Origin of the sequence: Pusillimonas sp. NJUB218, from assembly GCF_003788685.1 — a bacterium.
In the GTDB taxonomy this organism is placed as follows: Bacteria; Pseudomonadota; Gammaproteobacteria; order Burkholderiales; family Burkholderiaceae_B; genus Neopusillimonas.
Genome location: NZ_NQMK01000002.1, coordinates 138,979 through 160,503, shown reverse-complemented (window position 1 = coordinate 160,503; position 21,525 = coordinate 138,979). Strand labels below are relative to the sequence as shown.

Here is a 21,525-nt window from a genome sequence, read left to right as displayed (position 1 = left end):
GACCACATTAGCAGCGTGGGCGCGATGGCGGCAATTCAATCCCTGCTGCCTTAAGCACGCGCTGTGCCTGGCGATTCATATCGTTTTGCAGTTCGAACCAGTTGGATGCTGCAGCCCACGCGCGCACCGTCACCAACATGGCGTTATCGCGGTAGCCCGACACCATGACCAGCGGCTCGGGGTCTTTCAGGGCCAGTTCGTGGGTATCAACCATTTTGCGTAGCTCGGACAAAGCCAGATCGATATCTTCGCCATACGGCACCAGCACCTGAATTTCGGCGCGGCGTGTATCGTGACGGCTGAAATTAACGATAGGACTGCCCCAGATCAGGCTGTTGGGCAACGTAATGAAAGTGCCGTCGGATTGTTTGAAGCGCGTTAAGAACAAGCCCACTTCGTCGACCGTGCCATCGGCCTTGCCCGCCACAGACACCGACTCGCCGGCACGTAGAGGGCGCAAGGCCAACAACATAATGCCCGCGGCAATGTTCTGGAGCGTACCCTGAAGCGCAAGACCAATGGCCAAACCCGCTGCACCCAGCACGGCAATGATACTGGCCGTTTGCACACCCAGACGCGCCAGAACAGCCACCAGCACCACAACGCGAATCGACCAGACCGCCACCGAATGCGCTATGGGAACAATAGTGGGATCAATACGCGTTGACCGGGTCGCCACACGGCGCACCAGCCGGCCCACCCAGTTCGACACCATCCAACCCACCACAAGCAGCACAAGCGCAACGACCAGATCGAATGCAATGGCGTTAAAACCGCCCAGGGCCCATTCGAAAAATTTGCTCAGATCAGACTCAGACATACCTACCTTCAACAGTTGCGAAATACAGTTGTACACATTGAGTTATCCACTTCAATTGTGGACAAGCGCATTGATAACTTGGTAATAGGTGAAAATTCACCCAAAGGATCAAGATGTTATATAAAACGTGCGAAATTCGTCCATGTTAACAGGCAGTTATCCACTAAAAATGTGGACAACTGCATGGACAAGCTTTTGATTACATCAAATTATCATTACATAACAATGGCCTGCACGTCAGGTGACAATATTGACCATATTGCTCCGTTTACGCCCCGCGCTTTACCAAGTGCTGCCTGTTGCGTGACACCCTCTGCACTGACAAATACCAAAACGCGGGTGCGTTAGGTGCCTCGGGGCAAGCCCCCTTCTTCAGAAAATGAAAAAACCCTGTGCTCCGGATACACCAGAACACAGGGTTGCAAATTACCAGGCTAAACGCGGGCACACCATGAGGCGCGCCGGCCCTAGCCAGGCTATGTACGTCAGGCCACCGCCACCAGACGATCGAGCTTGTCGCCATCGGCGAGCAGCTCTTGACTGCTGGACTGATGCACAATTTGGCCGCGATCAAGCACAATGGCCCGGTCGGTCAGGCCAAGCGCCATACGGGCATGTTGCTCGACCACGATCACGGTCATGCCGCTTTCTTCGACCAGGCGACGAATGACCCCCAGAAGCTCTTGCACAATAATGGGTGCCAGACCTTCCATGGGCTCGTCGAGCAACAGCATTTTGGGGTTGAGCATGAGTGCACGTGCAATCGCCACCATTTGCTGCTCACCTCCCGACAACTGGTTACCCATGTTGTTACGACGCTCTTCAAGACGCGGGAACAGGTTGTAAACCCTTTTCACGTCCCACTCGCCGGGGCGAGCCACCACCGTCAGGTGCTCTTCAACGGTGAGCGACGGGTACATATGGCGCTCTTGCGGCACCCAACCCATGCCTTCCTGGGCGCGACGGTAAGTGGGCATACGGGTAACATCGGCGCCTTGCCAGCGCACCGAACCACCATGCATTTGCGTCAGGCCCAGCATCGTCAGCAATAGGGTCGACTTACCGACCCCGTTGCGGCCCAATAAAGCCAGCGTGTCGCCTTCATTCAGCGTGAACGAGATGTCTTCAAGGATGACAGACTCGCCATAGCCGGCCCGAACATTTTCGAGGGCCAGCATTTCTTTGCCACCATTACTCTTCATGTTCTGCTTCCCCCAGATAGACTTCTTTGACACGCTTGTCATTGGCAATTTCATCGGGTGTGCCTTCGGTAAGCACCTTACCGCCCACCAGAACCGTAATGCGTTCGGCAAAACGGAACACGAGGCTCATGTCGTGTTCGATGAACAGAATGGTGACGTCGCGTGGCAACTGAGAAATGACTTCGAAGAGTTCCTGGCTTTCGGCCGACGGAATACCTGCAGCGGGTTCGTCGAGAAGCAATACCTTGGGCTTGGTTGCCAGCGCCAAGGCTATTTCTACCAAACGCTGTTTGCCATAAGGCAAGTTGCGCGTACGGGTATTGGCCTCTTGGGCCAGGCGCAACGTTTGCAACAACGCCATGGCTTCTTCGATAAGCGCGGTTTGCTTCTCGATGGTTTTGTACCACTGACCCGACATGCCCTCGCGCTCGCTGATCGCCAGAATAACTGACTCGAGCACGGTCAGACCGGCAAACAAGGTGTTGATCTGGAATGTACGCGTCATACCCAGCTTGACCCGTTCGTGCTGAGGCAAATTGGTGATGTCGCGATCGCCAAAATACACCTTGCCGCTGGTGGCCTTGAGTGCCCCAGTCAGCATGTTGATGTAAGTGGTTTTACCTGCCCCGTTGGGGCCGATAAGCGCATGGCGTGCCCCGGGTTTGAACTCGAGGGTGACGTCGCTGTTAGCTTTGAAGGTACCCCAGATTTTGGTCAGGCCTTCGGTACGCAGTGTTGTGTTTTGCTGACTCATGAACGCCCCCCTGCCAAACGCTCGCGCCGGCGCTCGAAAATGGCTTCGATAGTACCCAGGATACCGCCACGGCCAACCATAACAATAACGATAAGCAATAAACCTAACCAGAACTGCCAGTACACCGGATTAATGTCTGAAATATAGTGATGTGCAAACATGAAAACTACCGCACCGATGAGTGCGCCGTACAAACGACCTGTACCGCCCAACACCAGCACGATCATCAGGTCGGCCGAACGGATAAAGCCAAGGGCATCGAGACTGACAAACTGTGTGGTTTGCGCCAGCAAGGCGCCGGCCACGCCAGCCATGGCCGCACTGACGGTATACACCGCAACCAGACGACGCTCGACGTTGACGCCGATAGCCGGCATACGCTTGGTGCCTTCACGAATACCGATAAGGCTCAGGCCAAATGTTGAGCTGACTATACGACGCGCCAGCAAGAACATAAGAAACAACACGACAAAGCTATAAAAGAAGCCTGTTTTACCGTACAGGTCGATTTCGAACATGCCGAAGATAGGCCATGTTTCGATACCCCACAGACCGTCGGCACCGCCGGTAAAGTCGGTGGCCTTATTGGCAACTTCGTAGAGCATCAGACCTATACCCAGGGTAACCATCAGTTGGGTAAGCTCGTGTCCGCGCACCACCAGGAAACTGGTCAGATAGCCCAGAATAGCTGCCAACGATGCGGCAATCAGCAAGGCACTGATAGGTTCGCCCCAACCGTAACGAGCAGACAACAAGCCCGACGTGTAGGCGCCCAGCCCGAAGAATGCGGCATGACCCAGCGACACAATGCCTGCGTAACCGACGATCAGGTCAAGCGACAAGGCAAACAGCGCCAGAATCATCATCTGACTAACGAGTACCAGATGGTTGGGAAACAGAAAATACGCCACGAAAGGCAGTACCCAGAACAGATACTCAAGCTTGTGCCAGCGATCGTTGGGTACCCGCGGCGCGGGAAGATTGTCGATGATAGAGAAGGACTTCAAGTTCATGCGCGCCTCGAGATAAGCCCGGATGGGAAGAGAAGGAGCAAGACAACCATCATGCCGTAAATGACGAAGGCGCCAATTTCGGGCACGTAGTACTTGCCGGCCACGTCGAAGATACCCAGCAAGATAGCTGCAACCAGGGGCCCTTTGATGGTACCGGCGCCACCCACTGCAACCACGATAAGGAAGTACACCATGTACTTGAGCGGGAAAGTCGGATCGAGGCCCAGGACGTCGATACCCAGACCACCGCCCAGGCCGGCCATACCGGAACCCAGCGCAAATGTCAGGCTGAAGACGCGATTGACGTTGATACCCAGGCCGGCGGAAGCCTGCTGGTTATCGACTGATGCACGGATCATGGCGCCGAAACGGGTTTGCTCGATGATGAGACCCAGCGCAATGGTGACCAATACAACCACCGCAATCAGGAAGAGACGATAAATACCCAGACCGATACCGAAGACGGTAACTTGCCCTTTCAAAAACTCAGGCAAGAACACCGGTTGCTGGGTTGGGCCCCAAACAAACGTCGCTGCCGCAATGACCATAAATACCAGGCCAATCGAGAACAATACCTGGTCCAGGGCGCTGGCCTGATAGAGGCGCTGGTACAAGGTGCGCTCGAGCACGAAACCGACGGCAGCCGCCGCAATGAAAGCAATGGGAAGCGTTGCCAGAAACGGCACGCCCATGCGGTTCATCAACTCGACACACACATAGCCGCCGAGCATGGCAAATGCCCCGTGTGCCAGGTTGACGAAGTTCATGAGGCCCATAGTGATGGACAACCCCACACTGATCAGAAACAGCAGAGCCCCAAAGGCAATACCGTCAAACAAGACGCCCACCAAATTACTTAGCATGGCGGCCTCCGAAACAAACGTACAGCGGGCAGCCCAATGCCACCCTTCAAGACGTGAGGCATGAGAGAGATCCTCCGGTTATTTTGAAAAAACAGATGCTGCCGAACCTGACCGAACTGCAACACAGACAAATACTGCAAAAGCAGTCATCAGGACAACAGGCAAAAACCACTAAAACGAAAAGAAAACGAAAAACCGGCCTTGGTCTGGACAGACCCAAGGCCTGAGGCTTGCATAACGAAATAACCGATAGTGGCCATAAAAACGCCGCAACAGCGGCGTTTTTATGGCACCGGCGAAGCCGGCACAGTCAAACTATTAAATGTCGAGCACAAGTACGGGTGACTTCGAGCGAGAGCAGCACGGTGTCATTTGATCATTTGCAGCATGCTCGGCATCGGTAAGATACAAGTCGCGGTGCTCGGGCTCGCCCTCGAGGACGCGCACGAGACACGTACCACAAACACCCTCTTCGCACGATACGGGTACGAACACACCGTTTTCGTCGAGCACCTGAGTAATGCTTTTATCGGCCGGAACGGTAAAGCTTTTACCCGTACTGGCAATTTTGACTTCGAACGAGGTATCGCCACTGGTGTCGACTTCGGCAGCGCCGAAGTATTCGAGGTGGACGTTGCCCGCTGCCCAGCCGGCTTCTTTAGCCGTGTTGACCACGTAGTCGATAAAACCTGTGGGACCGCACACATACAGGTGCGTGCCGTCTTGGGGGCCGGCTACCAATGACTTGAGATTGAGTTTTTGGGCCTCATCACCACTGTCGTAGTGAAAATGTACCCGGTCGGCAAAAGTCGACGCCTTGATGTCTTTTTCGAAGGCAGTGCGATCGGGTGAGCGCGTGCAATAGTGCATTTCGAAATCGGCATTGGTTTGGCTAAGACGCCGCGCCATACACAAAATAGGCGTGACGCCGATACCGCCTGCAAACAACAATGTGCGCTTGGCATGCACCAGTTCGAAATGGTTTTTGGGCGCGCTGATTTCGAGGACGTCGCCGACATTGACCTTATCGTGTACAGCCACAGAGCCGCCGCGCGATTCTGGGTCTTTGAGTACACCAACAATGTAGCGATGCTGTTCGGCAGAATCGTTAAGCAACGAATACTGGCGAACGATACCACCGGGCAAATGGATGTCGATGTGAGCACCGGCGCTGAACGGCGGAAGCTGTTTACCATCGACACTGGCCAACTCGAGGCTGACGATATCTACGGCTTCCAGAACTTTGTTGACGACTTTTACGGTTAATTGACTCATTTTGTATACATGGTTGGTTTACCCACAGGCGGTGCGGGCGTATGAAAACCGCCCTGCCGACCGTCTGTGGATAAGACAATCAGGCTCAGGCTGTTTGCGTGGTTTCTTCTTCCTGCTCTGCCTTGACCAGACGGTCGAGGACGCGCCTAGATTGTACGCCACCCGCATCAATACCGAGCATCAACAAGCGGCGCTCGGGGTAGGCTTCGAGGTTACGCTGTTGGGCTTCGAGTACGTCGAGGTCTTGACCGAAAATACGGCCCTGGCCTTCGCGGATACGCGCGGTGAGCTCGGCGTCGTCGGGACGGAAGTTACGTGCCAGCCCCCAGAAATACCAGTGTGAGTTTTCGGTTTCAGGGGTAATGAAGTCGACCACAATAGCGCGGACACGGTTTTCGGGCGGGGCGTCTTTACCACCCTTGCCAGCATGCGCGACACCCACGTCGATAAGAATGTGGCTGGGTGGCGTGAACCGCGAAATTTGCCAGCGATCGACAGGAACGTCGTCGGCCAGACCGTTTTCGCGCAGGTTACCCGCCCAGAATGGCGGCGCCATAATGTTTTCCATATAGCGGCTGGTCACAACTTCGTCGCCTTCGACTTTAGTGTTAACCGGCGTTTCGTCGATTTCTTCCTGGCCGATACTGTCGGCGTGCACATAAGTTTCGTGCGTCAGATCCATCAGGTTATCGATCATGAGGCGGTAATCGCACTTGATGTGGTACAGACCGCCACCATAAGCCCATTCATCGCTCTCGGCCCAGAACAGGTCAGGCATCAGTGCAGGGTCGGCCTTTGCGGGGTTGCCGGGCCAAACCCAGATAAAACCATAGCGTTCGATGACGGGGTAGCTTTTGACACAAGGGAAACCGCCCACGCGCTGTAAAGGCATGGACACGACCTTACCGTCGCACCCCATGACTAGCCCGTGATAACCGCAGACCAGGTTACCGTTCTCGACGTAGCCCAGCGACAATGCTGCGCCACGGTGCGGACAGAAATCTTCTACGGCAGCGACCTTACCCTCGGCGCCGCGATAAAACGCGATACGCTCGCCACAGATTTGGCGGCCCAGGGGTTTGGTATCGATTTCGTCGGGTGTAGCGGCGACATACCACGCATTTTTCAAAAACATAATAACCTCGCACGGAGTGAATGATTGCACACTAAAATGCACCGTAGCGGGGCAGATTCAGTGTACTGAACGTGGACGATATTTTACGCCTGTCAAAAAACCGCACAACAAGGGTTTACCCTAGGTTAGCGGACGCAATGCGGTTCAATCGACGTTAACGACTTTATCCTTGGGTGGGGCGAACGGCGCCCTGCTTTGCAGGTTGTTAAGGTGAACCAGTTTTTTAAGCAAATCCATGAACTGCTCTTCTTCGAGGGGGGTAAACCCCGCAAAAAGACGATCGTGCAATCGGTTAATGCCGCCTACTGCGTTTTCAAGCAACTTACGCCCTTGTTCGGTTAAATACAAGGCCCGTTGCCGTCGGTTGGACGGGTCGATGTTGCGGTCGAGCAAACCTTTTTCTTCAAGACGGGTAGCCACACTGGCTGCGGTCGAGGTGTCCATAGCGACCAACCCCGCAAGCGATACCTGATCGATACCAGGGTGCTCGCGCAGAGTTCGCAAAATGGCATACTGCACCGGCGTGATCATGTGCCCCAGCTCGTCGTGAAATATCGACGCCGCAATTTGATGCGCACGACGCAACAAGTGACCCGGCTGAATATACAGATCGGTAAGGTCATTATCGGCTACGGGCGCAGGGGTGAGTTCTTGCATGGGGTGAGTCTGCCGTTAAAACATGAGTCGTTGCACAAATGTGCGCTTATTTTATAGGCAGAATACCCGCAAAAAAAACCACACCCGTTCACGGCAACGCTGACCCGCTAAAAGCCGGCGGCATCAACCTCCGTTATCAAGGTTGGCGCCGCCGTCCCACCCCGGCACTGGCCAGCTTACAAGCCCAGATACGACTTACGAATACGTTCGCCTTCTAGAAGGTCACGACCGGCACCTTCGGCCACCATATGACCTTGTTCAAGAATGTACGCATGGTCGCAAATACTGAGCGCCTGGCGCACGTTTTGTTCGACCAGCAAAATACCCGTGCCGCGCTGGGCGATTTCTTTAAGAATGCGAAATAGCTCGCTGACCATCTTTGGCGCCAGGCCCAACGAAGGCTCGTCGAGCATGATGCATTTGGGCTTGCCCATTAACGCACGGCCGACAGCCACCATTTGCTGCTCACCGCCGCTCATGCTGCCGGCCGCCTGCTTACGGCGTTCGGCAAGACGCGGAAACAAAGAGAACACCTCATCCATTAACGCGGCTCGCTCTTTAGTGGGCACCAGGTACCCTCCCAGCTCCAGGTTCTCTTGGACAGTCATTTGACCGAACAAGTGACGCCCTTCGGGAACCAAGACGAGGCCACCTTTGACCCGCCGCGCCACGCCCCACCCTGACACCGGCTGACCCGCCAGCATCACCTCGCCGGACATAACAGGCAGCATCCCTGAAAGAACGCTCATCAACGTTGTCTTACCGGCTCCGTTCGGGCCGACGATCACGGTGAACCGGCCTACTGGCACTTTGACATTAATGTCGTGAATAATCTGCAACGCGCCATAACCTGCGGTCACGTTGCGGGCTTCCAGAAGAAGGGTCATGACTGCACCTCTGCGCCCAGGTAGGCGTCGATCACTTTGGGGTTGGCGGCAATTTCGGCAGGCGTACCGTCGGCCAATAGCTGGCCAAAGTTCAGTACAGCGACCCGCTCTACTGCGGCCATCAATGTTTTGACGGCGTGCTCGATCCAGACGACGGTCAGGTTGTATTCGGTGCGCAACCGGGCAATCAACCTGGCAACGTCTTCGACCTCGCCTTCGGTCAGACCCGCCGCCACCTCATCGAGCAACAACAACCGCGGTGACGTCGCCAGCGCCATGGCGATTTCCAGCTGACGTTGGCGGGCGGGCGGCAAAGCCCCCGCAATTTCATTGGCCACATCATCGACACCAACTGCCTGCATCACTTCGTCAATAACCAACGAGCTGCACCCTTTCGGTGCGGTTGCAGAGCGCCCAAAAGACAGCGCAAACCGAACGTTTTCACGGGCCGTCATTTCGCCAAACACACGCGGCGTCTGGAAGGTGCGCGCCACACCGGCGCGACAAAACGCCTGCGCCTGGCGATTTTTCATTGACTGCCCACCAATCAGCACTTCTCCGCTGGTGGGCGGCAACACACCGCTAATGGCATGAAAGAACGTAGTTTTGCCAGCACCGTTGGGCCCAATAATGCCCATGAACTCGCCCGCACGTACTCGGATATTGATATCGGACAACGCCTTAAGCCCGCCGAACTGCATGCCGACATTGTTCACTTCCAACAAATACGGTGTCGTCATTTCGTGTCTCCCCGGCCCAGCAACTTGCGCCACTGAACGCTGGCAATCCCCTGGGGCATAAACAGCACACTCAGGATGAGCAAGGTACCTAGCAAAATCAGATAGGCATTCGCAAAATTAAGACGCAATACATCAGACAACAGACTTAGAGCGATAGCCGCAACCAGCGGTCCGCGTAACGTGGCTGCGCCCCCAATCATGGCGATCAGTACGGTTTGAAAGCCGATGAACGGATGAAACGCCGTATGTGGGTCAATGTAGGTCCAGCGCACCGCCATCGCCGCGCCGATGGCACCGGCCAGCGATGCAGTGAGCGCAAAACCCACAATTTTGACGATGCGGGGGTTGACGCCGAAGGTAGCGGCACGCTGCTCGTCGGCGCCAATGCCGCGCATGGCAAAACCCAGACGCGAGTTCGCTACCCAGTGGTAAACCAACACTGTGAGCAGCGCCAGGAAAACAACCGTCCAGTACACCACATCGTTTGAGGGCACATCCATAATGACGCGCCCCACTGTACCGAAAGCGCTCTTTTCTATATAGGTGATGCTGTGCTTGACCAGCTCGCCCATACCAAAAGTAAGAATGGCAAAATAAGTGCCACGCAGATGCATGACGGCGGCGCCCAGCACGGCCGCAAACGCGGCAGAGACCAACGCACCTGCCACTATCAGCATAGGCCAGGGCAAGAACTCGTAGCCCCAGGCGGTGGTATAAGCCCCTAGCCCGAACAAGGCGGAGGTTGCCAGCGACAAGTAACGAGTGGCGCCGCTGAACATCGACCAACTGACCGCCAGTACGACATACATCATGCAGCTCATGAGCAGCGATAGCCAGAACTCGGACAACACCCAAGGCCCGGCAGCCAGAATAATGCCGCTGGCTGCAACGGCAGGATAAAACAATTTCATTTGGCGAATAACCCCTTGGGTTTGAACATCAGAATCAGCACAAACACGCTGTAGCTGAGGATCATCTTGAGTGACGGGTTCGTCAGATGGGTACCGAAGCTTTCAATCATGCCCAGCAATAACGCCGCCATGAAACTGCCGCCGATGCTACCCAACCCGCCCAGCGTAATCACAATTAACGCCATGATGGTGTAAGACTCGCCAATCGACGGTGTGACCTCGTAAATCATGCTGAGCAACGCACCGGCCAACCCGGCCATGGCAATACCAAGACCAAATACAAACGGGTTGAGCCGTGCGGCATCGACACCCACCAGTTGCGCACCTATGGGCGACTGAAGCATGCCGCGCACGGCCTTGCCGATCAGGGTGCGCTGCAATAACAAGATCAGGAAAATACTGATCAGCAATGCAAGGAACAGCACCAGTAAGCGATTTTGGGTAACGATCACACCGCCGAACTTGACCGGCTCACTTAAAAAGTCGTACCCATGCAGGTCGGAGCCCCAAATCAGTGTGGCCACGTTCTGCAAAATGAACATCAGGCCGAACCCGATAATGAGACTGCGTTCTTCAACCTGATCGAGTGATTTGGCCTGCGCCGTCAGACGCCGAAACACCAGTCGGTGCAAAATGACGCCCAAGACAAAACTGGCCAGCATCACGACAGGGATAAACACCAGCGGGCTGATGCCGGTAACGGTATGCAGCGTAAATGTCAGGAAGGCGCCGATCATGAGAAACTCACCGTGCGCAATATTCAGAATGCGCATCAGGCCATACTGCATGTTCAAGCCAATCGCGACAACCGCGTAAATGCCGCCGATGACCAGGCCATTGACGGCCAGATCGGCAAATAACGATAAATTCATTGTGTCTTCTTTCGCCCTGCACACTCACACGGTGCTCAGGCATTACGTCGAAGGAGAAGCCAGATGCGAGCGCCTGCGCGGAGGCGCCGCTGCACCAACGGGGGCAGCCAAGACGGCGCCGCCCCCGCCCTGCCTATGCGTTACTTCCAGTTGGGTTTGGGAATGATCGGCTTGGCGGTCGCACGATCTTGAGGCCAGACAACCTCGAACTCGCTACCCTGCCATTGACCGACTGTGCCGGGGATACTTGCGTTTTCGCCGCCTTCAAAACGGATTTTGCCCAGAATAGTATCGAACTCGTTTTTGGCGATATAGTCGCGCATTGCCTTGCGATCGAGGCCAACGGCGTCTACCGTTTGCTCAATGATCTCAAGACCGGCCCAGGCGTGGCCGCTGGCCCAGCGATCGGGCTCTTTGCCCGCGCTGGCAACGTGCGCATCGAAATAAGCCTTGGCGCCGGGCGACACTTTCGCGTTCCAAGAGCCCATGCCCATCACACCTTCAGTGTTGTCCCCAATGCGCTGCTTGTATAACGGGAAAGCCGTACCCACTGACACGTAGAAGAATTTAGGGTTGAATTCGATTTCGCGCGACTGGCTGGATACCAGCAAAGTGTCGGGCGGGTACGTAATACCAATGAACGCATCAGGATTTTTATCTTTGATCGACTTGAGCACCGGCGACAGGTCTTTAACACCCAGTGGATAGCTCTTATCTTCAACAATTTCGATATTCTTGGCTTTCAGGGCTTCACGCAAGGCTGCCACATTCTCAAGGCCAAACAAATCATCCATATAAACGATGGCCACTGTCTTGACCTGGTTCGCAGCGAGCATATCGGCCAGCGAGGTCATCATTTTATCGGGCTGCTGCAGCAACGAAAAAAAGTACGGCAGCTTCATGTCAATGAGTTTGCGCGACAGGGCTGTTGGGGCCACAAAGGGATAACCGAAGCGGTTGGCGAGCGGTGCCACAGCGAAGTTCATGGCCGAACCCCAGGGCGGCAGAATCAAGTCGACCTTGTCGCTACCCATGAGTTTTTGATAGGTGCGCACAGCGGTTTCAATTTCGCTGCGATCGTCATAGGCGATCAATTCGACTTTACGCTTTTGACCCTTGACCGACAAACCGCCTGCCGCATTAACCTGCTCGGCCCACAACACGTAATTGGGCTCTTGCGACACCTGCGCACCGCCTGCGTAAGGGCCCGTACGCGACATGGTGTAGCCGATACGAATCGGGTCTTCGGCATGGGCCAGGTTGCCCAATGGCGCAGCTACCGCAGCGGCGGCCATTGCCGCCATCATCAGACGGCGCTTGAAATTAAATGGTTGACTCATGTCTTCTCCTCGTTGAAGGTCTCTGTGTTGTTGTCAGAAGGGATAAGGCATGGCCTTATCCTGCATCGTGATCCACTGCCATTGCGTGAATTCTTCCCAGTTGGCGGGGCCGCCATGGCGCCCGCCATTACCCGAAGCGCCCGAGCCGCCAAACGGCACCCAGGGTTCGTCGCCGACCGTCTGGTCGTTAATGTGAACTTTTCCGGTATTGACACGGTGCGCCACATACATGGCTCGCTCGAGCGACTGCGTGAGAATGCCGCAAGACAAGCCATATTCAGTCGCATTGTTAATGGCAATCGCCTCGTCATCAGTCGAGAACGTGACCACTGATGTCACCGGACCAAACACTTCCTCTTCGTACGACCTCATGCCCGGGCGCACATACGTGAGTACAGTTGGCCGGTAAAACAGCCCTTCGTAACGGCCCCCGGCACGCAGGGTTGCCCCGGCAGCGACGGTGTCTTTAACAATGCCATCAATACGCTGCAGCTGACGCGCATTAATCACTGGCCCGAGTGCCACCTGGCCAGAAGCGGGGTCGCCAACGGGCAGGTGCTCGGCTTTTTCGGCGAGCTTGTCGATAAAGGCTTGGGCAATGGTGTCCTGCACCAGCACGCGACCGGTCGTCATGCAAATCTGCCCCTGGTGCAAATAGCTGCCCCACGCCACGTTCGACGCGGCAACATCAAGGTCGGCGTCATCGAGCACAATCATTGAGTTTTTTCCGCCCAGCTCGAGCGTGACGCGCTTGAGGTGACGGCTGGCCAATTCGCCCACCCGGCGACCGGCTTGTGTCGAGCCCGTAAACGAAATCATCGAAACATTCGGGTCGACGACCAATGCCTCGCCAGCGTCGGCGCCACCTGGCAACACGTGCAGGCAGCCCTGCGGCAAACCAGCCTCAAGCAAGGCCGCAGCCACAATGAAGCCGCCAGCGTAAGACGTTTGCGGGTCGGGCTTGAGCACCACGGTGTTGCCCAAGGCCAGGGCCGGCGCAACCGCACGGGTGGACAGCGCCATGGGCGCGTTGAAAGGCGCAATAACACCGACCACACCATGCGGAATACGACGTCCGATGCTGAGCCAGTTCATCGTGCTGGGTAATAGCAGACCATGTGGCTGTGTCAGCATCGCCGCCGCCTCGCGCAACATGCCAATGGCCAACCCCAGTTCAAAATCGACCTTGGGCGACACGCTGCCGGTTTCCCGGATAAAGCGCGGCTTGATGACGTCGCGATTTTTATCGATCAGGTCAGCCGCGCGCCGAAAAACCTCGGCACGGGCTTCGAAAGGCGTGGCCGCCCACGCAGGCTGGGCCGCCTTGGCAATACGAGTGGCTTCGGCAATATCTTTTTCGTTGGCCAATGCAATGGTCTGAAGCACCTGACCCGTGGCCGGCTCGATGACGTCAAAGCGGCCGCCTAACGTGGTGTTCCAGCCGTCGAGCAAAGCTTTGCCTTCCCACAGCCGGTAGTCGGCAAAGGCGTCGTGTACTGCAGTTGTCAATTTGCGTCTCCTTGGGCGGCAGCACGCAGCACGGGAATGACATCCTGGTTGTCATCGGCATGGCGCGTGGCGTGCCGTAGATTGAAAAGTGCGATTTGTCGATGTTCTTCTGCCAGAGCGGCCGCACGTGCCCCCTGACCTTTTCGCAAGGCCTCGACCAACATGTGATGCTGGCGCTGGGCAAACCGCATCACGCTGTCGCCGTCGGCCGTGTGCTTGGCCTGGAAAGGCAGCATCCCGCCAGCCGACGCGAACGGGAAGCGATCCAGAAATTCGAGCGTTTCTTGCAGCGCCCGGTTGCCGGCCCCCTCTACGATCAGGTTATGGAACCTGACATTGGCTGACAAATACGCAGCAATGTCTTCCATACTGAATTCGTTCGGCTGCAGTGCCTTGTCGCCCTCATCGAGACAGGCCTGCAGGGCGTCGTCGAGTTCGCGCGTCAGGCCTTGCTCGGCCAACAGCCGCGCGGCCATGCCTTCCAGACAGGCATGCACCGAAATGGCCTCGGAGATTTCGCGCACCGTATACGTACGCACCACATAGCCGCCACGGGCACGCTCAACCAGACCTTCTTTTTCTAGGGTCATGAGCGCAGCGCGAACCGGCGTGCGCGAGGCTTCCAGACGGTCGGACAGCACAGCTTCGACCAGCCGCTCACCCGGCTTGAACTCCCCCTTCATGATCATGTCGCGTAAACGGACGACCAGGCGTGTGGTTTGCGTATCGATGCGCTTGTTATCGGTCATGTTGTCTCTGTATGTCATTTTTAATTTTCCATTAATGTATACCAAAATAAAAAAGATGTATACCAAGAAGCTATTTTTTGCCTTAAAACAAATAAAAAATCTAACTTCGGTATACCAACAAGGATTTTGGTACACCGAGATCCGAAGCCATGCACAGCACGAGCATCGGGGCAGATATACTGTCGGACCCACTCTGCGGCCACATCGGACCCTCATCGTTTTACGCAATGACAGTAACCAACCACGACAACCACACCCCCATGATGCGCCAGTATTTGCGCCTTAAAGAAGAGGCCGGATCGCATCTGCTGTTTTACCGGATGGGTGACTTCTACGAAATGTTCTATGACGACGCCGAACGTGCGGCGCGTTTGCTGAACTTGACACTCACTAAACGGGGAACATCGAACGGTGCCCCTATCCCCATGGCCGGCGTACCATTTCATGCCATGGAAGGCTATCTGGCGCGACTGGTCGCCTTGGGTGAGTCGGTGGCCATCTGCGAACAAATTGGTGACCCAGCCACCAGCAAAGGGCCCGTCGATCGCCAGATTGTGCGCATCGTCACACCCGGCACACTGACAGACGAAGCCCTGCTGCCGGCCAAAGCAGACCGCCTGATTGCAGCCGCTTGGGTAATGTCACAGCAACGCACCAAGACGGCTGGCGTTGCCTGGATGAACTTGGCCAATGGTGACTTTGCCGTTACCTCGTGCGACCCCGAAATGCTGGACACCGAACTGCACCGAATTGCGCCCGCCGAATTGATTTTCCCGGAGCAACAACCCATAACCATGGGCGACAGTACATCGACACGCCGCATGCCTGTATGGCATTTCGAGCTCGACAACGCACAAACAGCCCTGCAGTCGCATTTTGGCGTTGACTCGATGGCCGGCTTCGACTTGGCAGATCAGCCCGCCAGCATTGGCGCAGCAGGCGCCTTGCTGCACTATGTCAGCCGCACACAAAGCCAGACCCTGAGCCATATACAAAGCCTGCGTGTCGAGCGTGCCGGGCAATACGTGGTTCTGGACCCGGTAACCCGCAAGAATCTGGAGATCACCCAAACCCTGTCGGGCGAAGACAGCCCAACCCTGTTTTCAACGCTGGATCACTGCCAAACCCCAATGGGCAGCCGCCTACTACGTTACTGGCTACATCACCCACTGCGCGACAATAATCCCGTCATCGAACGACAAAGCATTATTCAGAGCCTGCTGTCGCCCGCCGCCGGTTCAGACCAGTTCAGCGCCCCCGCCCCGCTGCATGCCTTGCGGCAAACGCTCCGAAAAATTCCGGATATCGAACGCATTGCAACCCGCATCGCCTTACGATCGGTGCGTCCGCGAGAACTAGCCAGCTTACGCGATGCCATGCAAGTGATCCCCCCCTTGCAGCAGCAACTTTTGTCCTCTTTCCAGGCCAATGCCGGCCTGAGCGCGTTGGCCCGACAACTCGGCCTAGAAGACAGCCTGACGACCCTGCTGCAGAAAGCCATTGCGGCCGAACCTGCCCTCATGATCCGAGACGGTGGTGTGATCGCCGACGGCTACGACGACTCGCTCGACGAGCTTCGACGTTTGGCGACAGACAGTGGCGAGTTTCTGGTAGCCCTGGAAGCGCGCGAGCGGGAACGCACCGGCATTGCCAACCTACGCGTCGAATTCAATCGAGTGCACGGCTTTTTTATTGAAGTCAGCAAAGGCCAAACCGATAAAGTCCCCGACGATTACCGCCGACGCCAAACCCTGAAAAACGTCGAGCGCTACATTACGCCCGAACTGAAAGGCTGGGAAGACAAAGTGCTGTCTGCGCAAGACCGCAGTCTGGCTCGCGAGAAGTTTCTGTACGAAAGCCTGCTTGACACGCTGGCGCCGCACGTCAATGGCCTCTCTGCATGCGCTCAGGCTCTTGCACGCATCGACGCGCTGGCCGCGCTGGCCGAGCACGCCATGGCCAATGAGTGGGTTGCACCGCAGCTTTCAGAAAACGCCGCCATTGTCATCGAACAGGGTCGCCACCCAGTGGTCGAACATAGCATCGAACGATTCATAGCCAACGATTGCGAGCTGGGCCCCGACAGACGCATGCTGCTGATCACCGGCCCAAACATGGGCGGTAAGTCAACCTACATGCGCCAGATTGCACTTATCGCTCTGCTCGCGCGCGTCGGCAGTTTTGTACCTGCCACACAGGCAACCATTGGCCAGGTCGACCGCATTTTTACCCGAATCGGCGCTGCGGATGACCTGGCCGGCGGGCGCTCGACCTTCATGATGGAAATGACGGAAGCCGCTGCCATTCTGTCGGCGAGTACGCCAAACAGCCTGGTTCTGATGGACGAAATCGGACGCGGCACGTCGACCTACGACGGCCTGGCACTGGCCTGGGCAATTGCTCACCGCTTGCTGACGCACAATCAGGCACTGACCCTTTTCGCCACGCACTATTTTGAAATCACCCGCTTGCCGAACGAAGCCGCGGGCGCCGTCAATGTGCACCTGGCTGCGGCCGAATCGGCGTCAGGCATTGTGTTTTTGCACGAGGTTCAGCCCGGCCCGGCCAGTCGAAGCTACGGTATACAGGTAGCGCAGCGTGCTGGTATTCCAGCTGCCGTCATTCGTCATGCCGGTCGCGAACTGGCCCGGCTCGAATCGGCAGGTGCTGCACAACCGCAACTCGACTTGTTCAGCCCGGTCGAGCCCGAGACGGATCAAGCCGAGGCGCAGAGTGCCCCTGCACTTGCCCCAGACGCCGCGGACCCCGTCCTGACCGAACTACACAACACCCTCAAGCAAGTTGACCCCGACACGCTGACCCCGCGCGAAGCGCTGGACCTGCTATACAAATTGCGAGCCCAATTATCATGAAACTGGAAAACCCTTTGCCACTGTTGGGCGACATCAGCCCCAACACGTTCATGCGCGAGTACTGGCAGCGCAAGCCCCTGCTGATCAGACAAGCCATCCCCGGTTTCAAGCCATCGCTTTCCATCGCCGACATCAAGGCCCTGGTCAAGCGCGAAGAAGTCGAATCCCGGTTGATCTGGCATGATGAACAAGGCTGGCACATGAAGAGCGGCCCGCTTGAGCGTTTGCCCGGCGCACGCAAGCCCAACTGGACGGTTCTGGCTCAGAATGTCGATGCACACGACGACGCCATGGCAGAACTGATGCATCAGTTCCGGTTTATCAGTGACGCGCGTCTAGATGACGCCATGATCAGCATTGCGACTGACGGTGGCGGCGTGGGGCCGCACTTCGATAGCTACGATGTATTCCTGTTGCAAGCGGTAGGACGTCGCCATTGGCGAATCAGCGGTCAGAAAGACCTCTCTTTAGTGCCTGGCCTGCCGCTTAAAATTCTGTCGCACTTTCAGGCCGAAGAAGACTTTGTGCTAGAGCCCGGCGACATGCTTTACTTGCCGCCGCATATCGCCCACGACGGCGTAGCGCAGGGCGACTGCATGACAATATCTATCGGGTTTCGCGCCCCAACCGCCGGCGCACTGGCGCGCGGGTTGCTGGATGCGGCCGGCGATCAGATCATGGCCAAACTGGGCGACACCGGCGGGTTGTATGCCAGCCCGCCCCTGCCCGGCCCTACGCTCGACGCGCGCTACAAAGATCGCGGCATACCCGCAACAACACACCCGGCTGAGCTGCCCGAAGCCCTGATCAACGCAGCGCTTGAGGCGGTACGTCGCGTGCCGTTCACCCCTCAGTTGGCGGCACGCTTTTTAGGGCAATGGCTGACAGAGCCGTCACAGGCCGCGTGGTTCCAACCAGGAGACCAGTCTCTGGATCTGCTGGACGGGATACCCGACGAAGGCCTGCTGAAGCTCGATCGTTGCAGCCGATTGATGTACCGGGACAACAACGTCTTCATTAATGGCGAAGTGGCATCCATTTCAGCCAAGCCCTGGCTTCGGCAACTGGCCGACGATCGGCAGATCAGTTGTAGTACCCTGCGCAAAGCGCGACTCTCAGCCGAGGCCCTGGATACGCTGAATGCCTGGCTCGACGACGGCTGGATTCATTACCTTATTTAACAAAGCGCCGTTCTTTAATATCTGCCAGGCATATCGACATAGTTATCTGGTCGTTTGTGACAAAGCCCATTCTTCCTAGAATGGGCTTTGTTCGTTTAGTCACATACTTCCAGGAATTCCGTCATGAAGCTCTTCCCGTTGTTTGCACGTCTTGATCACCGGGATGTGCTCGTCGTTGGTGGCGGAGAAGTCGCTGAGCGAAAAATTGCCGCACTGCTCAAGACGCGCGCCCGCGTTACAGTCGGCGCGCCCGCACTAAACCCGACTATCAGACATTGGCAAGCACTGGGCAAAGTCACGGTTATACAAGACGTCTTCACCCCGGACTGGCTAGACGGGAAGTGGCTGGTCATCGCCGCCACTAACGATCGCCATGTCAACACGCATATTGCCGATGCCGCCCAATCGCGTCGTTTACTCATCAACGTTGTCGACGACCCAGAGCTCTCTTCTTTTCAGGTACCCTCCATCGTCGATCGCAGCCCACTGATCATTGCGGTGTCATCTTCAGGGCAAGCGCCAGTACTGGCCCGGCGCATCCGCGAGAAACTAGAGACCCTGCTTGACCATAGCCTGGGCGCCCTGGCGACGCTGGCAGAAAAGCATCGTAAATCTATCAAGGCCCAACGCCCCGACCTGCGCGCGCGCCGCGCCTTCTACGATGAACTGCTTGACGGCCCGGTTGCCGCAGCACTGCGCCAGCACCGGGACGACGAGGCCGAGCAACTACTGACGCAGCACCTGGCCCAACCATCAGTAGACCGACCCGGCAAAGTCATTTTGGTGGGAGCAGGCCCAGGAGACCCTGGCCTGCTGACCCTGAAAGCGCTACGCGCCCTAAACGAAGCCGATGTCATTCTGTACGACCGTCTGGTCAGCGCCGAAATTCTCGACCTGGCGCGACGAGACGCCACGCAAATTTCAGTAGGGAAACGACCTGGCGAAGATCACGACGCTACCCAACGCCGAATTCACACGCTAATGGTCGAACATGCAGCCAACGGGCAGACAGTCGTCCGATTGAAAGGCGGTGATGCCTTTGTATTTGGCCGAGGCGGCGAAGAATTAGAGTACCTGGTTGCACACGGCATAGACTACGAAGTCGTGCCGGGCATTACCGCCGCACTGGCGTGCGCTGCATATGCCGGGGTGCCTCTGACCCACCGCGACCACGCGCAATCGGTGCGGCTGGTAACGGCACACGAGCAAGAAGCCCCTGTATTGCCGCAAGCGCAAGCAAACAATGCCCACGTACCAGACCACAATACAGAACACGGCGTGCCGCCCGCCCAACCCAGTGCACAGTTATCAGCTAAACCCATAACGCCGAACGAAACCCTTGCGTTTTATATGGGTGTTGGCCAACTCGAGTCCTTGACACAACGTCTGTTGGCCCAAGGGCTAGATGCAGACACGCCCTTTGCACTAATAGAAAACGGAACACGCCCAGGCCAGCGTACCCTTTATGGGCAATTGCTAGACCTACCGCAAAAAGCAAAACGGCACCAAATGAAGGCGCCGTCGTTGCTTATCGTGGGTAAAGTTGCCGGGCTGGGCCCGCAACTTAAATGGTTTGGCCAGACGCTGGAAGAACCCCAGACCGAACTGGCCACTGCCTGATTTACATATTGGTAGACAACACGCTGATGATTCGTTTGGCGGTATCGGAGTTGTCTTGCTGACCGTTTGCGTCGAGCACGGTCACCACCGAGCTTGAGCCCTGATCAGCGACACGAATACGGAAGGTTTTGGGCTCGGATGTGCCCTTGCCACCGAACATACGGCTGAAGAAATTAGGTTGCTCGATTTTCTGGCCAGTATCGGTATCGAGGTAGCGCACGAAGTACTCACCTGCCGAGCGGTCGCGATCTTCGACGTAGAAGCCGGCTGAGTCAATGGCAACGCCCACACGACGCCAGGCGCGATCGAAAGACTCGCCCAACGTAATGGCCGCCTGGTCGGGAGCCACGGGTTCAACAGTAGGCATAGCCGCATCTTTTTGAGCACTGGCTACTTTTTGCTGGGCCGACTGAACATCAGTACCCAAGAAAACCATCAGGCGCGCCAGCATGGCCGCATTCAGATTAGGGTCTTCTTTGCCGGCTGTCCATTTCCAGCCTGAGTTATCGGCCGTGCCGGTTTCAACCATTTGCTGGTGGCTGATATAAATTTCGGTCTTGCCGTTAAGACGCTCGATGCGGGTGCGGAAACGCTCGCGTTCGCCGCTGTCGAAAACCTGGTCGAAAATGCTGCCCAGCGCAGATTTGATCCAGCCTTCGGGGATTTTTGAGCGGTTCTCGGCCCAGTCGGTTTCGATGAGGCCGGCCTGAGCGTCTTGAGTTTTGATGGTGAAGCCTTGTTCACCCCAGAACTCGATAACCTGTGGGTAAACCGCTTCAGCGGGGCGATTAACCACCAGCCAACGAATGTCGCCATCGCGCATGACATTGACGTCGTCGACCTTGGGCAAAATGTTTTGGGCGCCGGTATTGGGGCCGCGCTCTTGTTGCGCAGCAGCGTACTGACTGAACGTCGTGGTGCCTTCAGGCGCACGATAACGAGCGTCGCGGTTGGCCTGAGTCAGGTCGGGCGGAATACTGAGCGGATCGCCAGCTACCGTACTTTTGTAGTTGACGGCATCTTCGGAGCCCATGAACTGGTTCAGTTGCGAACAACCCGAGAGCAAAGCCACGCCCAGACCTAGGGTAAGGGCGGTAAAGCGTTTGTTTAAGCGCATCTTGATC

At 56.6% G+C, this 21,525-nt stretch carries 19 protein-coding genes; 3 read left to right on the top strand and 16 right to left on the bottom strand.

What is annotated here, in order from left to right; genetic code table 11:
* Positions 1-7 precede the first annotated feature (7 nt).
* The 15 genes from CHR62_RS03290 to CHR62_RS03220 all read right to left on the bottom strand — a co-directional run bounded on the left by CHR62_RS03290 (position 8) and on the right by CHR62_RS03220 (position 14,745).
* On the bottom strand, positions 8-820 hold the full coding sequence (locus tag CHR62_RS03290; RefSeq protein ID WP_123660015.1) for a mechanosensitive ion channel family protein: 813 nt from the start codon (positions 818-820) through the stop codon (positions 8-10).
* A 485-nt stretch (positions 821-1,305) separates the two neighbouring features.
* On the bottom strand, positions 1,306-2,022 hold the full coding sequence (locus CHR62_RS03285; RefSeq protein WP_093970683.1) for an ABC transporter ATP-binding protein: 717 nt from the start codon (positions 2,020-2,022) through the stop codon (positions 1,306-1,308).
* Complete coding sequence (locus tag CHR62_RS03280) at positions 2,012-2,776, bottom strand: ABC transporter ATP-binding protein (RefSeq protein ID WP_093970682.1); 765 nt, start codon at positions 2,774-2,776, stop codon at positions 2,012-2,014. The genes CHR62_RS03285 and CHR62_RS03280 overlap by 11 nt, the downstream gene beginning before the upstream one ends.
* Entirely contained in the window at positions 2,773-3,789 is a 1,017-nt protein-coding gene (locus CHR62_RS03275; RefSeq protein ID WP_123660014.1) for a branched-chain amino acid ABC transporter permease, read from the bottom strand. Before CHR62_RS03275 ends, CHR62_RS03280 begins: the two co-directional genes overlap by 4 nt.
* Positions 3,786-4,652: a branched-chain amino acid ABC transporter permease gene (locus CHR62_RS03270; protein WP_093970680.1), complete on the bottom strand. Its 867-nt coding sequence runs from the start codon at positions 4,650-4,652 to the stop codon at positions 3,786-3,788. The genes CHR62_RS03275 and CHR62_RS03270 overlap by 4 nt, the downstream gene beginning before the upstream one ends.
* A gap of 318 nt (positions 4,653-4,970) precedes the next feature.
* Complete coding sequence (locus tag CHR62_RS03265) at positions 4,971-5,927, bottom strand: PDR/VanB family oxidoreductase (protein WP_123660013.1); 957 nt, start codon at positions 5,925-5,927, stop codon at positions 4,971-4,973.
* 85 nt (positions 5,928-6,012) lie between these two features.
* Complete coding sequence (locus CHR62_RS03260) at positions 6,013-7,062, bottom strand: aromatic ring-hydroxylating dioxygenase subunit alpha (protein WP_123660012.1); 1,050 nt, start codon at positions 7,060-7,062, stop codon at positions 6,013-6,015.
* A 144-nt stretch (positions 7,063-7,206) separates the two neighbouring features.
* Positions 7,207-7,719, bottom strand: a complete 513-nt coding sequence (locus CHR62_RS03255) for a MarR family winged helix-turn-helix transcriptional regulator (RefSeq protein ID WP_123660011.1) — start codon at positions 7,717-7,719, stop codon at positions 7,207-7,209.
* 176 nt (positions 7,720-7,895) lie between these two features.
* The gene (locus tag CHR62_RS03250; RefSeq protein ID WP_123660010.1) at positions 7,896-8,606 is read right to left on the bottom strand and encodes an ABC transporter ATP-binding protein; all 711 of its coding nucleotides are present in this window, start codon (positions 8,604-8,606) and stop codon (positions 7,896-7,898) included.
* Entirely contained in the window at positions 8,603-9,346 is a 744-nt protein-coding gene (locus CHR62_RS03245; RefSeq protein WP_123660009.1) for an ABC transporter ATP-binding protein, read from the bottom strand. The genes CHR62_RS03250 and CHR62_RS03245 overlap by 4 nt, the downstream gene beginning before the upstream one ends.
* Positions 9,343-10,257, bottom strand: coding sequence for a branched-chain amino acid ABC transporter permease (locus CHR62_RS03240; protein ID WP_093970675.1), 915 nt, complete (start codon positions 10,255-10,257; stop codon positions 9,343-9,345). Before CHR62_RS03240 ends, CHR62_RS03245 begins: the two co-directional genes overlap by 4 nt.
* Positions 10,254-11,129, bottom strand: coding sequence for a branched-chain amino acid ABC transporter permease (locus CHR62_RS03235; protein ID WP_093970674.1), 876 nt, complete (start codon positions 11,127-11,129; stop codon positions 10,254-10,256). Before CHR62_RS03235 ends, CHR62_RS03240 begins: the two co-directional genes overlap by 4 nt.
* A 140-nt stretch (positions 11,130-11,269) precedes the next feature.
* Complete coding sequence (locus CHR62_RS03230) at positions 11,270-12,469, bottom strand: amino acid ABC transporter substrate-binding protein (RefSeq protein ID WP_093970673.1); 1,200 nt, start codon at positions 12,467-12,469, stop codon at positions 11,270-11,272.
* Between the two features lie 33 nt (positions 12,470-12,502).
* Complete coding sequence (locus CHR62_RS03225; RefSeq protein WP_123660008.1) at positions 12,503-13,978, bottom strand: benzaldehyde dehydrogenase; 1,476 nt, start codon at positions 13,976-13,978, stop codon at positions 12,503-12,505.
* Positions 13,975-14,745 carry a GntR family transcriptional regulator gene (locus tag CHR62_RS03220; RefSeq protein ID WP_233574849.1) on the bottom strand — a complete coding sequence of 257 codons (771 nt, stop codon included), beginning with the start codon at positions 14,743-14,745 and terminating at the stop codon, positions 13,975-13,977. The genes CHR62_RS03225 and CHR62_RS03220 overlap by 4 nt, the downstream gene beginning before the upstream one ends.
* 209 nt (positions 14,746-14,954) lie before the next feature.
* Between CHR62_RS03220 and mutS the strand changes: the two genes are divergently transcribed.
* The 3 genes from mutS (at position 14,955) to cysG (ending at position 20,401) form a co-directional block, all read left to right on the top strand.
* Positions 14,955-17,600, top strand: coding sequence for a DNA mismatch repair protein MutS (gene mutS, locus CHR62_RS03215; protein WP_233574847.1), 2,646 nt, complete (start codon positions 14,955-14,957; stop codon positions 17,598-17,600).
* Entirely contained in the window at positions 17,597-18,781 is a 1,185-nt protein-coding gene (locus tag CHR62_RS03210; RefSeq protein WP_123660007.1) for a cupin domain-containing protein, read from the top strand. The genes mutS and CHR62_RS03210 overlap by 4 nt, the downstream gene beginning before the upstream one ends.
* Positions 18,782-18,904: 123 nt before the next feature.
* Entirely contained in the window at positions 18,905-20,401 is a 1,497-nt protein-coding gene (gene cysG, locus CHR62_RS03205; RefSeq protein WP_123660006.1) for a siroheme synthase CysG, read from the top strand.
* Position 20,402: 1 nt separating this feature from the next.
* Here cysG and bamC read toward each other — a convergent pair whose 3' ends face one another.
* Positions 20,403-21,518 (bottom strand): outer membrane protein assembly factor BamC, encoded by a 1,116-nt coding sequence (bamC, locus tag CHR62_RS03200; RefSeq protein WP_173862530.1) that lies wholly within the window; start codon positions 21,516-21,518, stop codon positions 20,403-20,405.
* Between the last annotated feature and the right edge of the window lie 7 nt (positions 21,519-21,525).

Excerpts from the sequence above, each read along its gene's own strand:
- CHR62_RS03290 (WP_123660015.1), bottom strand. The coding sequence starts at position 820 with ATGTCTGAGTCTGATCTGAGCAAATTTTTCGAATGGGCCCTGGGCGGT.
- CHR62_RS03285 (WP_093970683.1), bottom strand. The coding sequence starts at position 2,022 with ATGAAGAGTAATGGTGGCAAAGAAATGCTGGCCCTCGAAAATGTTCGG.
- CHR62_RS03280 (WP_093970682.1), bottom strand. The coding sequence starts at position 2,776 with ATGAGTCAGCAAAACACAACACTGCGTACCGAAGGCCTGACCAAAATC.
- CHR62_RS03275 (WP_123660014.1), bottom strand. The coding sequence starts at position 3,789 with ATGAACTTGAAGTCCTTCTCTATCATCGACAATCTTCCCGCGCCGCGG.
- CHR62_RS03270 (WP_093970680.1), bottom strand. The coding sequence starts at position 4,652 with ATGCTAAGTAATTTGGTGGGCGTCTTGTTTGACGGTATTGCCTTTGGG.
- CHR62_RS03265 (WP_123660013.1), bottom strand. The coding sequence starts at position 5,927 with ATGAGTCAATTAACCGTAAAAGTCGTCAACAAAGTTCTGGAAGCCGTA.
- CHR62_RS03260 (WP_123660012.1), bottom strand. The coding sequence starts at position 7,062 with ATGTTTTTGAAAAATGCGTGGTATGTCGCCGCTACACCCGACGAAATC.
- CHR62_RS03255 (WP_123660011.1), bottom strand. The coding sequence starts at position 7,719 with ATGCAAGAACTCACCCCTGCGCCCGTAGCCGATAATGACCTTACCGAT.
- CHR62_RS03250 (WP_123660010.1), bottom strand. The coding sequence starts at position 8,606 with ATGACCCTTCTTCTGGAAGCCCGCAACGTGACCGCAGGTTATGGCGCG.
- CHR62_RS03245 (WP_123660009.1), bottom strand. The coding sequence starts at position 9,346 with ATGACGACACCGTATTTGTTGGAAGTGAACAATGTCGGCATGCAGTTC.
- CHR62_RS03240 (WP_093970675.1), bottom strand. The coding sequence starts at position 10,257 with ATGAAATTGTTTTATCCTGCCGTTGCAGCCAGCGGCATTATTCTGGCT.
- CHR62_RS03235 (WP_093970674.1), bottom strand. The coding sequence starts at position 11,129 with ATGAATTTATCGTTATTTGCCGATCTGGCCGTCAATGGCCTGGTCATC.
- CHR62_RS03230 (WP_093970673.1), bottom strand. The coding sequence starts at position 12,469 with ATGAGTCAACCATTTAATTTCAAGCGCCGTCTGATGATGGCGGCAATG.
- CHR62_RS03220 (WP_233574849.1), bottom strand. The coding sequence starts at position 14,745 with ATGACATACAGAGACAACATGACCGATAACAAGCGCATCGATACGCAA.
- mutS (WP_233574847.1), top strand. The coding sequence starts at position 14,955 with ATGACAGTAACCAACCACGACAACCACACCCCCATGATGCGCCAGTAT.
- CHR62_RS03210 (WP_123660007.1), top strand. The coding sequence starts at position 17,597 with ATGAAACTGGAAAACCCTTTGCCACTGTTGGGCGACATCAGCCCCAAC.
- cysG (WP_123660006.1), top strand. The coding sequence starts at position 18,905 with ATGAAGCTCTTCCCGTTGTTTGCACGTCTTGATCACCGGGATGTGCTC.
- bamC (WP_173862530.1), bottom strand. The coding sequence starts at position 21,518 with ATGCGCTTAAACAAACGCTTTACCGCCCTTACCCTAGGTCTGGGCGTG.